Source organism: Urbifossiella limnaea, from assembly GCF_007747215.1.
Classification (GTDB): Bacteria; Planctomycetota; Planctomycetia; order Gemmatales; family Gemmataceae; genus Urbifossiella; species Urbifossiella limnaea.
Map to the genome: position 1 here is coordinate 7,285,015 of NZ_CP036273.1, position 14,806 is coordinate 7,299,820.

The window sequence follows — 14,806 nt, forward strand, 5'->3', positions numbered from 1 at the left end:
GCGGGCCGGTACACCCCCCCGGGCTTCGTTCCACACCCCCGCCCCGCTCTCGCGCCGAGGAGTCTCCGACCGATGGGAACCGCTCGCCAGAAGGCCATCGACGCGATCGCCAACACCGAGTACGACCTCAACCAACTCGACTTCCGCACCAACCAGCTGAAGGACCTGTTCGGCGTCAACGTGTTCAGCGAGGAGGTGCAGAAGGCCCGGCTGCCGAAGCCGGTCTTCAAGGCGCTCCAGAACACCATCAAGAAGGGCGCCCAGCTCACCGACCCGGCGGTCGCCGACGCCGTCGCCAGCGCCATGAAGGACTGGGCGCTGGAGCACGGCGCCACCCACTACACCCACCTGTTCCAGCCGATGACCGGCCTCACGGCCGAGAAGCACGACAGCTTCCTCAGCCCGACCGGCACCGGCAGCGCCCTGGCCGAGTTCAGCGGGAAGGAGCTCGTCAAGGGCGAGCCCGACGCCAGCTCGTTCCCGAGCGGCGGCATCCGCGCCACGTTCGAGGCGCGCGGGTACACCGGCTGGGACCCCACCAGCCCGGCGTACATCCGCGAGAACCCGAACGGCGCCACGCTGGTCATCCCGACCGTGTTCGTGTCGTGGACGGGCGAGGCGCTCGACAAGAAGACGCCCCTGCTGCGGTCGATGGAGGCGCTGAGCATCCAGGCGCTGCGCATCCTGAAGCTGTTCGGGAACACCGAGGTCAAGAAGGTGTTCACGACCGTCGGCCCGGAGCAGGAGTACTTCCTGATCGACAAGAACTTCCTGTACTCCCGCCCCGACCTGCTCAACTGCGGCCGCACCGTGTTCGGCGCCAAGCCGCCGAAGGGGCAGGAGCTGGAGGACCAGTACTTCGGCACCATCCCGGAGCGGGTGCTGGCGTGCATGGCCGACTGTGAAGCCGAGATGTTCAAGCTCGGCATCCCGGTCAAGACCCGGCACAACGAGGTGGCCCCGAGCCAGTACGAGATCGCCCCGATCTTCGAGGACTCGAACCTCGCCACCGACCACAACCAGCTGACGATGGACGTGATCCGCCGCACGGCGGAGAAGTACGGGCTGGCGTGCCTGCTCCACGAGAAGCCGTTCGCCGGGATCAACGGCAGCGGCAAGCACAACAACTGGAGCATGTCCACCGACACCGGCGAGAACTTGCTGAACCCCGGCGACAACCCCCACGACAACGCGCAGTTCCTCGTCTACTGCGTCGCCGTGATCCGCGCCGTGGCCAAGTACCCGGAGCTGCTCCGCGTCAGCGTGGCGAGCGCCGGCAACGACCACCGCCTCGGGGCGAACGAGGCCCCGCCGGCGATCATCAGCATCTTCCTGGGCGACCAGCTCCAGGACGTCATGGACCAGCTCGAGCGCTCGGACCTGAAGAGCACGAAGCAGGGCGGGTTCATGGAGGTGGGGGTCAGCATCCTGCCGAAGCTGCCGCGCGACGCCGGCGACCGCAACCGCACCAGCCCGTTCGCGTTCACCGGCAACAAGTTCGAGTTCCGGGCCGTCGGCTCGTTCTTCTCGATCGGCGGGCCGAACGTGGTGCTGAACACGATCGTGGCCGAGTCGCTGGACTACATCGCCACCGAGCTGGAGAAGGCCACGAAGGGCGGCAAGGACCTGAACAAGGCGATCCAGGAGCTGCTGCCGCCGATCCTGAAGGAGAGCAAGAAGGTCGTCTTCAACGGCGACGGGTACTCGGAGGAGTGGCACAAGGAGGCCGAGAAGCGCGGCCTGCCGAACCTCAAGAGCTCGACCGACGCCTTCCCGGTGCTCATCCGCAAGGACTCGGTGGAGCTGTTCGGGAAGTACAAGGTGCTGACCGAGCGGGAGCTGCAGAGCCGGTACTTCATCTACGCCGAGAAGTACGTGAAGGAAGTCGCCATCGAGGCCAACATGATGGTGATGATGGCCAAGACGATGATCCTGCCGGCGGCGCTGCGGTACCAGGCGGAGGTGGCGGCGGCGGTGAACGCGACGAAGGCGGCCGGCGTGGACAACGCCGCTCAGCTGGAGCACCTGAAGGACCTGACGGGGGTGCTGTCGAAGTTCCAGGCGGCGACGAAGGCGCTGGACGACGCGGCCGGCCACCACGCCGAGGGCGACGCCTACGCCCACGCGAAGTACATGAAGGACAGCGTGATCCCGAAGATGGCCGAGCTCCGCACCTTCGGCGACAAGCTGGAGACGATGGTGGCCGACGACCTGTGGCCGCTGCCGACCTACCGCGAGATGCTGTTCATCAAGTGACGCCGGCTCGGTGAGCTGACGCAGAGCGAGGGCCCGGTGGGACACCTGTCCCACCGGGCCCTCGGTCCGTTCGGTCAGGGCCCAAGCCCGGCTTCACATCTCGACAAGTGTTGCGACCCGGCCGAACGAGAATCCCGGCGGCTGCAGCCGTGACCGTTGTCTGATACTACACGGTATCCGGGCCGTGGTCAGCCACTGCACGGCGTTCGGCCTCTGGCTCGTCTACCTGGTAGATGTCGAAACCCATTCCACCGCCTAACGCGGCAACGCCGGCCAAGCACTCCGCGTCGATCAACGGTCCGGTACCGGCATAGAGGTAGGTGGACTTCCACAGCACGTTAAAGAACACCTCCCCACCGCGGGCGAGCTCCAGGACCGCCTCCTTGTGCGGGAGCAGTCGGCCGAGCACCCACCGGAAGTGGTCGTTGACATCTTTCGAGTCCACACGCGGCAGGCTACCCAGCGCCCACAGCCCCTCGTGGAACAATCCGAGGACCGCACCCGAGCGCTGGTGCCGACGCTCGTCACCGCGGCGTTCGGCTTGGTCCGGTGTTAGCCCGAGCCTGGTGGTCACGACTTCCGGATCGAGGTCTGGCCCGATCAGGCAGAACGAGACCTCCACTTTTCGGATGTGCGATGCGTGCAATTCGCTGATCGCCACTCCAGACCCTCGGAGACCGAATCGTGGTTTGGGCTTACTCGCCGGTCGCGATACAGACTTCGCCCGACCAACTCCAGGAGCGTATCGACCTCCACGGGAGGTCGCCACCGGATTCCGTCGGATCGGCTCGGCGGCGGGCGGCGGCTCGATCTTGCCCCGGCCGCCGTGCCGTGCTATTCCCCCGCCGCACCGGCAGGGGGTACGGCATGGTTCGCGTCGCACTGCTCGGGGTCGTCCTCGCCGCGGGGGCCGCGGTCGCGCAACCGCCGCCTGCGGCCACCGTCGCCACCGTCAACGGCGAGAAGGTCACGCTCGAACAGGTGGACACGTTCATCCGCGCCCGCTTCCCCGGGGCGCCGCTCACCGCGTCGCAGCTCAAGGCGCTCCGCACCGAAGTCACCAACGACCTCGTGGACGACCTCCTCGTCCGCCAGTTCCTCCGCGCCAACGGCCCGAAGGTCGATCCCGCCGAGGTGGACCGTCAGCTCGGCGCGTTCGCCGACAGCCTCAAGGCGAAGGGCCAAACGCTCGCCGGCTACGCCCGCCAGACCGGCCAGACCGAAGCCGCCCTCCGCGACACCTGGGCCGACCTGATCGCCATGCAGGCCTACGTCCGCCAGCACGTCCCGCCGACGGAGTTGCAGAAGTACTTCGAGACGAACCGCGAGCACTTCGACGGCGTGGAGGTGCAGGCGGCGCACATCGTGCTGCGGCCGCAGGGGTCGCCGGTGGAGCGGGCGCGGACCCGCGAGCGGCTCGAAGCGATTCGCGCCGAGATCGCGGCCGGCCGGCTCGACTTCGCGGCGGCAGCGCGGAAGCACTCGCAGTGCCCCAGCGCCGCCCGCGGCGGCGACCTGGGGCCGGTGCCGCGCAAGGGCGGCCTCCAGGACGAGGCGTTCGCCAGGGCGGCGTTCGCGCTCAAGGTGGGCGAGCTGAGCCCGGTCGTCGAGACGCCGGTGGGCTTCCACCTGATCCGCGTGTCGGCGCGCACGCCGGGCACCCCGGCGGCGTTCGACCGGTGCGTCGAGGACGTGCGCGACGCCTACGCCGACGACTTCCGCGCCGGCCTGCTGCCGCGGTTGCGGCGCGAGGGGCAGGTGACGATCACCGTCCCGTGACGGAGTTCGTGAAATTTTTCACTTGCACCCCTCCGCGGCCCGCGGCAAGATTACGGAATCCCCCGTGAGTCGGAGCCCTCTCCCAATGCCGGTCGGCCTTTACGATCTGACCGGCCGCGTCGCCCTGGTCACCGGCGGCAACAAGGGTCTGGGCAAGGCCATGGCCCGCGGCTTCGCCGAGGCCGGGGCCGACGTCGTCATCGCCAGCCGGCACGAGGACGAACTCCGGGCCGCGCTCGACGAGATTCTCGCCGGCACCAACCAAAAGGGTGCCTACTTCGTCGCTGATATGTCCGTCCGCGGCGACGCCGACACCCTGGCGAAGGCGGCGCTGGCGAAGTTCGGCCGGGTGGACATCCTGGTCAACAACGCCGGGATGAACGCCCCCCAGGCCATCGACGCCATCGACGACGCCACCTGGGACCGCGTCGTCGAGGTGAACCTGTCGTCCGTCATGGCGATGACGCGAGCCCTTGTCCCGCAGATGAAGGAACGGCGTTGGGGCCGCGTGGTTCACGTGTCGAGCATCATGGGGCAGGTGTCGAAGGAGCGGCGGAACGTCTACTCGGCGACGAAGGCGGCGCTGATCGGCATGGCCAAGGCCAGCGCCCTGGACCTGGGGCCGTTCGGCGTGACGGTGAACTGCGTGGCCCCGGGGCCGTTCCTGACCGACATGCCGATGTCGGTGCTGTCGGACGCCGAGAAACAGGCGTTCGCCGACCGCACGGCGCTGGGCCGGTGGGGCGCCCCGCGCGAGTTGGTCGGCCCGGTGCTGATGCTGTGCAGCGAGGCCGGCAGCTACGTCACCGGCCAGACGCTGTTCGTGGACGGGGGCTATTTGGCCCGCTAGGCGGTCGGGGCACGCCGGACGCTCTGCCCGATGTTGCACGCACGGACGCCGGCGCCGTAGAATTGGTCAGTCCACCCGCGCCGCGGCTCCCGCCGGCGGCGAGGCCCGCTCTCCCCGGTCCGAGGTGTGGAACATGGTGGCGTGCTGCGTCAGCCCGACCGAGGCCGACCCCGCAAACCTCTCCCCGGGGGTTCCGCTCATGCAACGCAGCGTCTACTCGGACTGTCTGGAAGAAGCCAACCGGTACAAGTGGATCGCCAGCGAGAAGGCCGGGTACGACCTCGGCGAGGCGGCCATCCGGCAGTGGGTGCGCGAGCACTGGAACGGCTACCTGCGGGCGCGGTGGGTCGAGCACCTGCAGGGCTCGTGCTTCTGGCTCGAACTCGACCGCGGCGACTACGGCCTCCTCCAGCGCGCGTTCCGCGACCGCCAGCCGCTGCTGAACCAAATCCTCGGCTGGCTCAAGGGCGGGAAGGAAAACCTGGACGTGATCCACTGGGCGTGCGCCCAAGACATCGACCTCAACACCGTTGTTGAGATCCTCGAAGCGCTCGACGTCAACTCCCGCCGCCTGGCCCACCAGTTCGACCGCTGACTACCGCCGGAACGGGTTGAACAACCCCGCGTCGTACTCGAGCACCTCGCCGGTCGTGAGCGTGTACCGCACCGCGGCCGGGTCGCACTCGCAGCCCGCGACCATCTCGTCGTAACTCACTTCCCCCAGCACGTGCGACAGCGACAGCGCCAGCCGCGCCGGGTCGGCGCCGGCGCGGACGGCGGCGTTCCACACGTCTTCGGGCGTGACCGGGCGACCGGGCGACTCGACCCGGCTCACCTGCCACGCCCCGCCCGCGCCGCCGTACTCGCCCGCCATGCCTGCCCTCCGGTAGTCCCCCCCGGGTGCATGAGAATCCCGTGCCGACCCGTAAGCTGGTCTCGCCCGAGCCGGAGGCCCCCATGTCCGACCCGTTCGACCTCGCCCGGTTCGTCCGCGCCCAGGCGCACGACTACTCCGCCGCGCTGGCTGAGGTCCGTGCCGGGCGGAAGGAGTCGCACTGGATGTGGTACGTGTTCCCGCAGTTGGCCGGACTCGGCTCCAGCCCCACGGCCCGGAAGTACGGCGTGTCCGGCCGCGCCGAAGCCGAGGCGTACCTCGCCCACCCTGTTCTCGGCCCGCGGCTGCTGGAGATCGCCGCCGCCGCGCTCGCCGTCGAGGGGCGCACGGCGTTCGACGTGTTCGGTACGCCGGACGACCTGAAGCTGCGGTCGTTCGCCACGCTGTTCGCGCGGGTGGCGCCGCCGGGGTCGGTGTTCGAGCAGCTGCTGGCGAAGTATTTCGACGGCGAGCTCGACACGCGCACCCTGCGGCTGCTCGGGGAAGGGCGGTAGGCGGGATGTCCGCCCGCGAGGTCAGGGCGACGGCAGCCCGCGGCGGGCGGCGGTGAGGTTTGCTTCGAGCTGATCCAGCACGCGCTTCCACTTCTGCGGGTCGGCGGTGATCGCGGCCGACAGTCGCCGCGCCTCGGCGGCTTCCGGCGCCGCCGCGTGCACCCCGCTGATCCGGTCGCACCGCTCGACGCACGCCAGGTACCGCTCGGCGGCGAAGTCGGCCCGCGCCGCGGCGAGCAGTTCGGAGGCGGCGCTCGGCACCACGGCCGCGGCCGGCTGCACCGCCGGGGGCGCCACCGCCGCCGGCTGGAACGCGACCGCCGGCTGTACTACCGCCGCGGGCCGCGCGGCCGGCGCCTGGCGGAGGAACTCGGTCACCTGGGCGGCGTCGGCGAAGCCCTCGCGGCGGGCGATCACCTTCCCCTCGGGCGTGAGGAGGATGAGCGTCGGGAAGGCCTGGATGCCGGCGGCCTTGACGAGCCACGCGTCCTTGTCGGCGTCCACCCGCACGGGCACGACGGCGGCACTGACGGCGGCGACGACGGCGGGGGTGCGGAAGGTGGTGGCTTCCATCCGCTTGCACGGGCCGCACCACTCGGCGGCGAAGTCCAGCAGCAGCGGCTTGCCGGCGGCGGCGGCGTCCTTGCGGGCGGCGGCGTAGTCGGTCCGCCAGCGGACCTCTTGAGCCGCGGCGGGGGCGGCGGCCGCGAGCAAGCCGGCGACCACGAGCGTGGTGCGAATCATGACGCGCCTCCGTGCGCTGAACCCCGCATCATGCGGGGGCGGAGGCATACCGCGGGGGTGGCGGTGCCGCAACCCGAACGCGGGCGGCTACGGCAGGGTGCCGCCGGTCGTGCGGATGTCGCCGGCCGGCGGCGGCGCCCCGAGTCGCGCCAGCGCCCGCGCCGCCGACCGCGTGCCCGCCGCCGACAGTTCGCGCAGCAGCGCCCGCGCCTCGGTCGTGTCCAGCGTTTCCAGCAGCTCCACCGCCCGCGCCTCGGTCAGCGCGTCGGCCGCGCCGCCGACCCGCAGCCGGGCCATCTTCGCCGCCGCGGTCGGTTCCAGCGCCAGCCGCGCGATCGCGCCGTACGCGACCGCCGCGTCCGGCGAGCCGAGGCGGTCCCACAACCTCGCCGCGCTCGTCTCGCGCTTCAGCTCGGCCGTCAGCGGCAGGTCGCGGATCCGCACCGGCCACACCAGCACGCCGGCGCCGGGGCCGGCCGTCAGCAGCCGCGAGCCGTCGGGCGTGAAGGCCGCGTCGCGGCACGGCGCCCCCGGCCCGGCCAGCCGCCGGCGCACGCCGAGCGTCGCCGTCTCGATCAGGTCGAGTTCGCCCCCGGGCCGGCCGACGGCGACCACCCGCGCGTCCGGCGACAGCGCCAGCGCCGCCGGCGTGACCGCGCGGAGCGGCGTCAGCGGGTCCACGGTCGGCACGTCGGTGCGGACCGTTTCCAGCCCGGTGAGGATGTCGCGGGTGAGGACGCGCTCGGCGGTGCGCACCTTCAGCCCGGCGCCGTCCGGGGTGAACGTCGCGGCGCCGCCCTCGTCGAGCGCGAACACGCGGACCTCGCGGCCGGTGCCGATGTCCCACACGCGGGCGCTGCGGTCGGTGCCGACGGTCAGCGCCAGCCGGCCGTCGGGCGACACCTCCACCGTGCGGACCGGGCCGAGGTGGCCGACCGGCGCCGACAGCGGGCGGAACGTCCGCGCGTCCCAGGTGCGGATGAGGCCGTCGGCGGAGCCCGTGGCGAGGCGCTTGCCGTCGGGCGACGCGGCGACGGCGGTGACGCGGGCGGCGTGGCCGGCGAGCCGGGCGCGGTCCTGCTTGGCGGCGAAGTCGCGGACCACGGCGGTGCCGTCGGGGCCGATGACGACACCCAGGTCGGTGCCGGGGATGCTGCTGGCGCCCCAGCGGACGCGCGCCCCGGCGGTGCGCGGCGGCACGCCGGTGCGGAGCCGCTCGCCGGTGGTCGCGTCCCACACCGTCACGCGGTCGCCGGCGGCGGCGGCGACGTGCGAGACGAGTTCGGTTCCGTCGGCGGAGAAGACGAGTTCGGCGACGGGCCCGCCGGCGCGGAAGTGGGCGTCGCCGAGGCGGCGGGCGGCGCCGGGCGGCAGGTCGGCGGCGCGGGCCGGGGCGGCGAGGAGGAGCGCGAGAAGGCAGAGGCGGCGCATGGCGACCCATCCGTGGGTGGCGACCGGCGGCGATGCTACACCGGCGCGGCGGGCGGGGGGAAGGGCGCCTTCCCGCCCGGCACGCCCCGCCGCGATATACTGGCAGGCAACACACCTTCCCCGAGGGCCGCGCCGTGCGCCCGCTCGCCGTGCTCGCCGTCGTCGCCGCCGTGTCCCTCGCCCAGTCGCCGGACGACGTGGAGAAGGCGCTCGCCCGCGCCGGGGCCAACCGCGCGCAGCTCGAGAAGGCCCTCGCCGCCGCGCCCGCCGACGAGCGGCCCGGCGTCGCCTTCCTCGTCGCCCACATGCCGGATCGCGATTTGAAGACGCTCACGGCCGAGTTCCTCCTCACGAACACCAAGCTCGCCTACCGCGCCCGCCGCGAACTGCCGTGGGGCAAGGACGTGCCCGAAGAGCTGTTCCTCAACGACGTGCTGCCGTACTGCCACGTCGACGAGACCCGCGACGCCTGGCGGCAGCAGCTGTTCGACCGCTGCGTGCCGCTCGTCAAGGACTGCAAGACGCCCGCCGAGGCCGTGCAGAAGCTGAACACCGCCCTGTTCCCGCAGCTGAAGGTCGGCTACTCCACGGGCCGGCGGGCGCCCAACCAGGGGCCGTTCGAGACGATCGAATCGGGCAAGGCGTCCTGCACCGGGCTGTCGATCCTGCTCGCCGACGCGTGCCGGGCGGTCGGCATCCCGGCCCGGCTCGCCGGCACCGCCAACTGGTCCGACAAGCGCGGCAACCACACGTGGGTCGAGGTGTGGGACGGCCGGTGGCGGTTCACCGGGGCGTGCGAGCCCGACCCGAACGGCCTCGACCGCGGGTGGTTCGTCGCCGACGCCGCCCGCGCCCAGAAGGACGTGCCCGAGCACGCCATCTTCGCCACCAGCTTCAAGGCCACCGGCACCGCCTTCCCGCTGGTGTGGGACCGCAAGAGCCGCGCCGTGCCCGGCGTGAACGTCACCGACCGCTACACGACGGCCGCCGCCACCGACGCGACGCGCTCCGCGGCGGCGCTCGCGGCGCTGAAGGCGGCGATCGCCGACCCCGCGGCCCTGACCGGCCTGGAGAAGCGCGACATCGCCGCCGTGCCGCTCACGAAGGCCGACGCCGAATCGGCCCGCGACCTCATCTGGAAGGCGCACGTCGCCAAGCTCAAGGTCGAGCGCGCCGCCGAGATGAAGGAGCGCGTCCTGAAGCACGGCGAGTTGCAGATGCCGTTCGACGTGAAGACGTTCGGCACGGCCCCCGCCGGCGGGCACAGCCTGTGGATTTCCCTCCACGGCGGCGGCGGCGCCCCGAAGAAGGTGAACGACCAGCAGTGGGAGAACCAGAAGCGCCTCTACACCCTCGACGAGGGCGTGTACGTCGCCCCGCGGGCGCCCACGAACACGTGGAACCTGTGGCACGAAGGGCACATGGACGCCCTGTACTCGCGGCTGATCGAAAACATGGTGGCACTGGAGGGCGTGAACCCCGACAAGGTCTACATCCTGGGCTACTCCGCCGGCGGCGACGGCGTCTACCAGATGGCCCCGCGGATGGCCGACCGGTGGGCCGCGGCGGCGATGATGGCCGGGCACCCGAACGGCGTGTCGCCGCTGTCGCTGCGGAACGTGCCGTTCGCCCTCCAGGTGGGCGAGAACGACACGGCCTACAACCGCAGCAAGGTCGGCCGCGAGTTCGGCGAGCACCTCGACAAGCTGCGGCTGGCCGACCCCGGCGGGTACGAGCACCTGGTAAAGATTCACCCCGGCAAGGGCCACTGGATGGACCGCGAGGACAAGCTGGCCCTGCCGTGGATGGCGAAGTTCACGCGGACGCCGGTGCCGGACCGCGTGGTGTGGCACCAGTCGGGCAACCTGCACGACCGCTCGTACTGGCTCGCGGTGCCGCAGCTCGGCGGCCTGCACACGGTGGTGACGGCGAAGCGGGCCGGGCAGACGATCGAGGTGGCGAGCGTCGGCGTGAAGCGGGTGCTGGTGCGGCTCGACGACCGGGTGGCGGACCTGGACCGGCCGGTGCGGGTCGTGAGCGACGGCAAGGAGCTCTACGCCGGCTCGCCGCCGCGGACCGCGGCGGTGCTGGCGAAGACGCTGGCCGGCCGCGGCGACCCGCGGCTGATGTTCAGCGCCGAGGTGGCGGTGGAGCTGCCGTAGGGGCTGTGAGACGTTGGGACCGGGCCGTGGCTTCGACCGACCGTCACTCGGCACGACCGGAGACCGCCGATGGCCGACAGCCGACAACTCCCCAGCTCGATGGTCGCCGCCGAGTTCGGCGAGGTGAACGTCCGCCCCGCCGGCGGCGCCGTCGAGGTCACCTTCACCGTGGCGATGGAGCCGCAGGGCGTCGACGCCGAGGGCTGGCAGACCGGCGTGGCCCTCGACGCCAGCGCGTCCATGCGGAAGGCCTACGGCCGGCAGCTCACCGGCACCATACCCGTCGCCGTGCAGGCCGAGTACCGGGCGCGCGGGTGGATGGCCGAGCGCGTCGAAGACGGCAAGTCCACGCTGAAGCTGAAGGCCGCCGGGCACGACGACGCCGTCCGCCGCGGCTACCTCCGGTTCGGCGAGAACGTCGTCGAGCCACGGGCCCGGGAGTTCATCTCGTACCTCGCCGGCAACCTCGACGCCGACGGCGGCACCACCGTCGTGTACTGGGCGTGCGACGACGGCCGCGGCGTCGAGGTGCTCGGCGACTTCACCGCCGACCAGTGCCGCACGCTGGCCCTCGGCGGCCCCGCCGCGGCGCGCTTCGGCACCGGCACCTACCTGCTGCCGGCGCTCGACTACTTCCTGACGCGGTTCGCGGACGCCGCCCGCGGCATGTACCTGTTCGTGACCGACGGCCGGCTCGACGACCTGGACGCCGTCAAGCGCGCGACCACGCAGCTGGCGAAGCGCATCGCCGCGGGCCAGCGGAACCCGGTGAAGTGCGTCCTGATCGGCGTCGGCGAAGCGATCGACGAGGGGCAGATGGAGGAACTCGACGACCTCGACACCGGCACCGACGTGGACATCTGGGACCACAAGATCGCGGCCGAGATGCGGGCGCTGACGGAGATCTTCGCCGAGGTGGTGGACGAGAACCAGATCGTGGCGCCGCGGGCGGCACTGTACGACTCGGCCGGCCGACTGGCGCGCGAGTTCACCGACGGGATGCCGGCGAAGGTGACGTTCCGGGTGCCGGCCGGGAGCGACTGGTTCGAGCTGGAGATCGAGGGGCAGCGGGTCCGGCAGCGGCTGCGGTGAGGGGGTCTGGCTTTTGTCCGCAGCCCCGGAGGGGCGGCAGCCAATAGCCCAGGGCGTCAGCCCCGGGTGGCGTAGGCGTGGTCCAAGGGGCGTGGCTCCCACGAACTCCGCCGTAGGCTACCCAGGGTTTATACACCCTGGGCTATTGACTGCCGCCCCTCCGGGGCTCCGAACACAAGCCTGGCGGTACGAGCGGGAGCGTCCCATGCGCGTGTTGTTCCAGGTGTCGGCGCTGGCGCTGCGGCAGGTGCTCGGCCCCGGGTCCGACTCGGCGCTCATGGCCGTCGGCAGCCGCTTCCAGGACCGCAGCGCGCGCCTGCTCGAAACCCTGAAGGGGGCCAACGCCCAGGCGTGGCGCGCCATCGAGATCGCCCTCGCCGGCGCGTCGTGGTGGGACAAGTGCAAGCTGGCCGTGTCCAGCGGCGAGCAGGCCGCCTTCCGCACGCAAGTGGCCGCGTTCCTGCAGGCCACCCCGTGCGACGACCTGCCCGACGCCGGCCCGGAGTTCCGCAAGCGCTGCCTCGCCGAGCTGAAGGCCGCCCGCAAGGCCCGGCTCCTCCCCGGGGACCAGCTCGGCGACCCCGCCGCGCTCGACGCCGCCGCCAAGTCGCTGGCCCGGTTCGACGACCCGAAGGCCGTCCTCGACGCCGAACTCGCCGCCGTCCGCCGCACGAGCCAGGAGCTCCAGCAGGCCGGGTTCGCCGAGCTCGGCCGGTTCGTGGCGCTGAAGCCGCCGCAGGGGCAGCCGCTGCTCGTCGTCGCGGTGCAGTACTTCTTCCGCAAGGACGTACAGGCCGACACCGAGCTCGCGGCCGAGTTCCAGTTCCAGGAAGTGGAGAAGCTGTCGCAGCGGCAGGAGGCCGGGTTCGCCGGGTTGCAGCAGGCCGTGGCCGCGCAGGGCGCCCGGCTCGACCAGCTGCTCGCCGACGCGATGACGCTCCTGGAGGACACGCACGCCCTGGCCGCGGAGACGCGCGACGTGGGGCTGGCGGTGCAGACGGACGTGCAGGCCCTGAAGGCGGAGATGGCGCAGCAGAACGAGCAGCTGCGGCAGATGTACCAGGCGATGCTCGACCTGATGGCCCGGCAGGCGGCGCCCGCTCCGGTCGCGGCCGCGGCGCCGGTCACGGCGCCGCCCGAGCCGTCGGAGGCGGTGGTGGCGGAGATGCGGACGCTGGTGGACGAGTGCGCGACGATGCCGGCGGAGGAGAAGCGGCGGCACAAGGCGCTATTCCGGGCGGTGGGGCGGATGAAGGCGGCGGTGCGGACGCACGACGCGAAGCGGCAGATGCGCAAGGGCGTGCTGCCGTCGGCGCTGTTCACCGGCTCGCCGCCGCCGCCGGCACCTGTGGTGAAGCCCGCCGCGCCGCCGCCGAGCGGCGAGTCGGTGTTCGGGGCGCTGCCGAAGTCGCGGCGCCTCCGGCCGCCGCAGAAGTGACGCTGGCGTCCGCCCGTGAGGCTGGTAGAATCCACGCCCCCCCACCGCCCGGGTGACGCGATGCCGCCCCGCCCCCGCCCCGAGCATGACGACCGCCCGCGCCGCCGCCGCGACCTGCCCGGCGGCAACGAGGCGTGGCTCGTGTTCGGCATCGTCGGCGTGCTCATGCTGGTGTCGCTCGCGGCCGTCGGCGTCATCGTCGCCGGCTTCGTGTTCGTGGCGGTGACGCGCGACCGGGACGAGCCGCCGGAGCAGCCGCCCGAGGTCGCCGCGCTGCCGCCGCCGCGCCAGCCCGAGCGACCCGCGCCGATGCCGGCACCGCCGGCGCAGGTCGTGCCCCGGATCGACCTGGAGCCACCGCCGCCGGACCTGACCAAACTCGATCCGGGGTTCGACCCGTCCGCGACCGTGCCGCCGATGCCGGTCACGCCCCCGCCGTTCGTGCCACCGCCGGCGTTCACGCCCCCGCCGTTTGTACGGCCGCCGACGGGCTTCCCCGTGCCGCCCGCCGCGGCGCCGCGCGACTGGTCGCGCCCGCTCGCCGACGTGAAGCCGGCCGCGGGCGTGTCCACGGCCGTCAAGCTGTTCGGTCCGATGCAGTCGGACGGCATCCTCCGCTTCACCAGGCTCGCCCTCGACCCGCCGCCGCCGCCCCAGAACCGGGCGTTCGAGACGGTCGGCTACCCCGGAGTGTGCTGGTCGCCGAAGGGCGACGCCGGGTTCGTGCTGACGGGCCGCGGCAAGCTGACGCGGTTCCGCCACCCCGGCGGCGCCGCCGAGCGCGTCGCCGACTGGGACCAGGACGCCGGCTCGCTCGGGTGGTCGGCGGCCGGGCTCGTCGCGTGCCTGCCGCAGCTGCACGAGGTGTGGGTGGTGAACCCGGACACCCTCGCCGTCACCCGGCGGGTCGGCGTGTCCGGGCTGTACCGGGTGCTCACCGGGCCGGGCCTGACGGACGCCTTCGCCCTGTGCCGCGAGAACGGCACCGATGCGGTCGTCCGCGTCGGGCTGGCCGACGGCAAACTCGCCGAACTGCTCCCCGAGCGCGGCGACCGCAAGAACGTGATGCTGCAGCCGTCCCGCCGGCTCTCGGGCGCCGCGCTGGCCCCGGACGGCAAGTACCTGTACGCCGAGGTCGGCATCTCGTCGCTCGGCCGCTACCGCATCGAGCCGAACAAGCTGGTGCTGGAAACGGCCACCGACCGGATCATCTCGGGGGCGCAGGTGGGGGCGTGCGTCAGCCCGGACGGGAAGCTCGTGGCGTACCCGTCCGGCGGCGGCAACTCGAACGCCGACGGGCCGTACTCCACGTTCGTGTACCGCGCCGACGACCTCTCCCGGCCGCACGCCACGGTGAAGTCCGGGGCGTACCCGAACGTGATGGGGTTCGACCCGGTCGGGAAGCGCGTCTACGCGCACAACTACGACCTGCCGCTGCGGGTGTACGACGAGAACGGCACCCACCGCGGCGACTCGAAGCTCGGCGGCGACGACCGCGGCGTGAACAACGGCGTCGGCTACGTCCCGCACCCGAACGGCCGCGCCCTGCTGGTGCGGACGAACGGGTGGGTCGCCTACGTCGAATTCAACCCCTGACCGACACCCCCGACGCGGGCCGCACCTGTACCGGGGGCACCCGCCGACCGTCTCGCCTTCGGCTCCTCC

The 14,806-nt window shown here is 72.4% G+C and carries 13 protein-coding genes; 9 read left to right on the forward strand and 4 right to left on the reverse strand.

Going from position 1 to position 14,806, the window contains the following annotated elements; all coding sequences use genetic code 11:
• Positions 1 to 72 precede the first annotated feature (72 nt).
• Positions 73 to 2,256, forward strand: coding sequence for a glutamine synthetase III family protein (locus ETAA1_RS29390; protein WP_145244167.1), 2,184 nt, complete (start codon positions 73 to 75; stop codon positions 2,254 to 2,256).
• Between the two features lie 166 nt (positions 2,257 to 2,422).
• On the opposite strand, the gene ETAA1_RS29395 is transcribed toward ETAA1_RS29390, so the two are convergent.
• Complete coding sequence (locus ETAA1_RS29395; RefSeq protein ID WP_202920501.1) at positions 2,423 to 2,917, reverse strand: DUF4279 domain-containing protein; 495 nt, start codon at positions 2,915 to 2,917, stop codon at positions 2,423 to 2,425.
• A gap of 206 nt (positions 2,918 to 3,123) precedes the next feature.
• On the opposite strand from ETAA1_RS29395, the gene ETAA1_RS29400 reads away from it, so the two are divergent.
• The 3 genes from ETAA1_RS29400 to ETAA1_RS29410 all read left to right on the forward strand — a co-directional run bounded on the left by ETAA1_RS29400 (position 3,124) and on the right by ETAA1_RS29410 (position 5,480).
• Positions 3,124 to 4,035, forward strand: a complete 912-nt coding sequence (locus ETAA1_RS29400; RefSeq protein ID WP_145244169.1) for a peptidylprolyl isomerase — start codon at positions 3,124 to 3,126, stop codon at positions 4,033 to 4,035.
• Positions 4,036 to 4,120: 85 nt separating this feature from the next.
• Positions 4,121 to 4,885, forward strand: a complete 765-nt coding sequence (locus tag ETAA1_RS29405) for an SDR family NAD(P)-dependent oxidoreductase (RefSeq protein ID WP_145244170.1) — start codon at positions 4,121 to 4,123, stop codon at positions 4,883 to 4,885.
• A 199-nt stretch (positions 4,886 to 5,084) separates the two neighbouring features.
• The gene (locus ETAA1_RS29410; protein ID WP_145244171.1) at positions 5,085 to 5,480 is read left to right on the forward strand and encodes a hypothetical protein; all 396 of its coding nucleotides are present in this window, start codon (positions 5,085 to 5,087) and stop codon (positions 5,478 to 5,480) included.
• Here ETAA1_RS29410 and ETAA1_RS29415 read toward each other — a convergent pair whose 3' ends face one another.
• Positions 5,481 to 5,759, reverse strand: a complete 279-nt coding sequence (locus tag ETAA1_RS29415) for a hypothetical protein (RefSeq protein ID WP_145244172.1) — start codon at positions 5,757 to 5,759, stop codon at positions 5,481 to 5,483.
• 83 nt (positions 5,760 to 5,842) lie between these two features.
• On the opposite strand from ETAA1_RS29415, the gene ETAA1_RS29420 reads away from it, so the two are divergent.
• On the forward strand, positions 5,843 to 6,274 hold the full coding sequence (locus ETAA1_RS29420; protein ID WP_145244173.1) for a DUF1810 domain-containing protein: 432 nt from the start codon (positions 5,843 to 5,845) through the stop codon (positions 6,272 to 6,274).
• A 21-nt stretch (positions 6,275 to 6,295) separates the two neighbouring features.
• Here the strand turns inward: ETAA1_RS29420 and ETAA1_RS29425 are convergent, their stop codons facing one another.
• A complete protein-coding gene (locus tag ETAA1_RS29425) occupies positions 6,296 to 7,018 on the reverse strand; it encodes a thioredoxin family protein (protein WP_202920502.1) in 723 nt (240 codons plus the stop codon).
• Between the two features lie 87 nt (positions 7,019 to 7,105).
• A complete protein-coding gene (locus ETAA1_RS29430; RefSeq protein WP_145244175.1) occupies positions 7,106 to 8,449 on the reverse strand; it encodes a WD40 repeat domain-containing protein in 1,344 nt (447 codons plus the stop codon).
• Between the two features lie 134 nt (positions 8,450 to 8,583).
• Between ETAA1_RS29430 and ETAA1_RS29435 the strand changes: the two genes are divergently transcribed.
• The 4 genes from ETAA1_RS29435 to ETAA1_RS33635 all read left to right on the forward strand — a co-directional run bounded on the left by ETAA1_RS29435 (position 8,584) and on the right by ETAA1_RS33635 (position 14,737).
• Positions 8,584 to 10,611 carry a transglutaminase domain-containing protein gene (locus tag ETAA1_RS29435; RefSeq protein ID WP_202920503.1) on the forward strand — a complete coding sequence of 676 codons (2,028 nt, stop codon included), beginning with the start codon at positions 8,584 to 8,586 and terminating at the stop codon, positions 10,609 to 10,611.
• Between the two features lie 69 nt (positions 10,612 to 10,680).
• Entirely contained in the window at positions 10,681 to 11,703 is a 1,023-nt protein-coding gene (locus ETAA1_RS29440) for a vWA domain-containing protein (protein WP_145244177.1), read from the forward strand.
• Positions 11,704 to 11,908: 205 nt separating this feature from the next.
• On the forward strand, positions 11,909 to 13,141 hold the full coding sequence (locus tag ETAA1_RS29445; RefSeq protein WP_145244178.1) for a hypothetical protein: 1,233 nt from the start codon (positions 11,909 to 11,911) through the stop codon (positions 13,139 to 13,141).
• 60 nt (positions 13,142 to 13,201) lie between these two features.
• Positions 13,202 to 14,737, forward strand: coding sequence for a hypothetical protein (locus tag ETAA1_RS33635; RefSeq protein ID WP_145244179.1), 1,536 nt, complete (start codon positions 13,202 to 13,204; stop codon positions 14,735 to 14,737).
• Positions 14,738 to 14,806 lie beyond the last annotated feature (69 nt).

Excerpts from the sequence above, each read along its gene's own strand:
- ETAA1_RS29390 (WP_145244167.1), top strand. The coding sequence starts at position 73 with ATGGGAACCGCTCGCCAGAAGGCCATCGACGCGATCGCCAACACCGAG.
- ETAA1_RS29400 (WP_145244169.1), top strand. The coding sequence starts at position 3,124 with ATGGTTCGCGTCGCACTGCTCGGGGTCGTCCTCGCCGCGGGGGCCGCG.
- ETAA1_RS29405 (WP_145244170.1), top strand. The coding sequence starts at position 4,121 with ATGCCGGTCGGCCTTTACGATCTGACCGGCCGCGTCGCCCTGGTCACC.
- ETAA1_RS29410 (WP_145244171.1), top strand. The coding sequence starts at position 5,085 with ATGCAACGCAGCGTCTACTCGGACTGTCTGGAAGAAGCCAACCGGTAC.
- ETAA1_RS29415 (WP_145244172.1), bottom strand. The coding sequence starts at position 5,759 with ATGGCGGGCGAGTACGGCGGCGCGGGCGGGGCGTGGCAGGTGAGCCGG.
- ETAA1_RS29420 (WP_145244173.1), top strand. The coding sequence starts at position 5,843 with ATGTCCGACCCGTTCGACCTCGCCCGGTTCGTCCGCGCCCAGGCGCAC.
- ETAA1_RS29425 (WP_202920502.1), bottom strand. The coding sequence starts at position 7,018 with ATGATTCGCACCACGCTCGTGGTCGCCGGCTTGCTCGCGGCCGCCGCC.
- ETAA1_RS29430 (WP_145244175.1), bottom strand. The coding sequence starts at position 8,449 with ATGCGCCGCCTCTGCCTTCTCGCGCTCCTCCTCGCCGCCCCGGCCCGC.
- ETAA1_RS29440 (WP_145244177.1), top strand. The coding sequence starts at position 10,681 with ATGGCCGACAGCCGACAACTCCCCAGCTCGATGGTCGCCGCCGAGTTC.
- ETAA1_RS29445 (WP_145244178.1), top strand. The coding sequence starts at position 11,909 with ATGCGCGTGTTGTTCCAGGTGTCGGCGCTGGCGCTGCGGCAGGTGCTC.
- ETAA1_RS33635 (WP_145244179.1), top strand. The coding sequence starts at position 13,202 with ATGCCGCCCCGCCCCCGCCCCGAGCATGACGACCGCCCGCGCCGCCGC.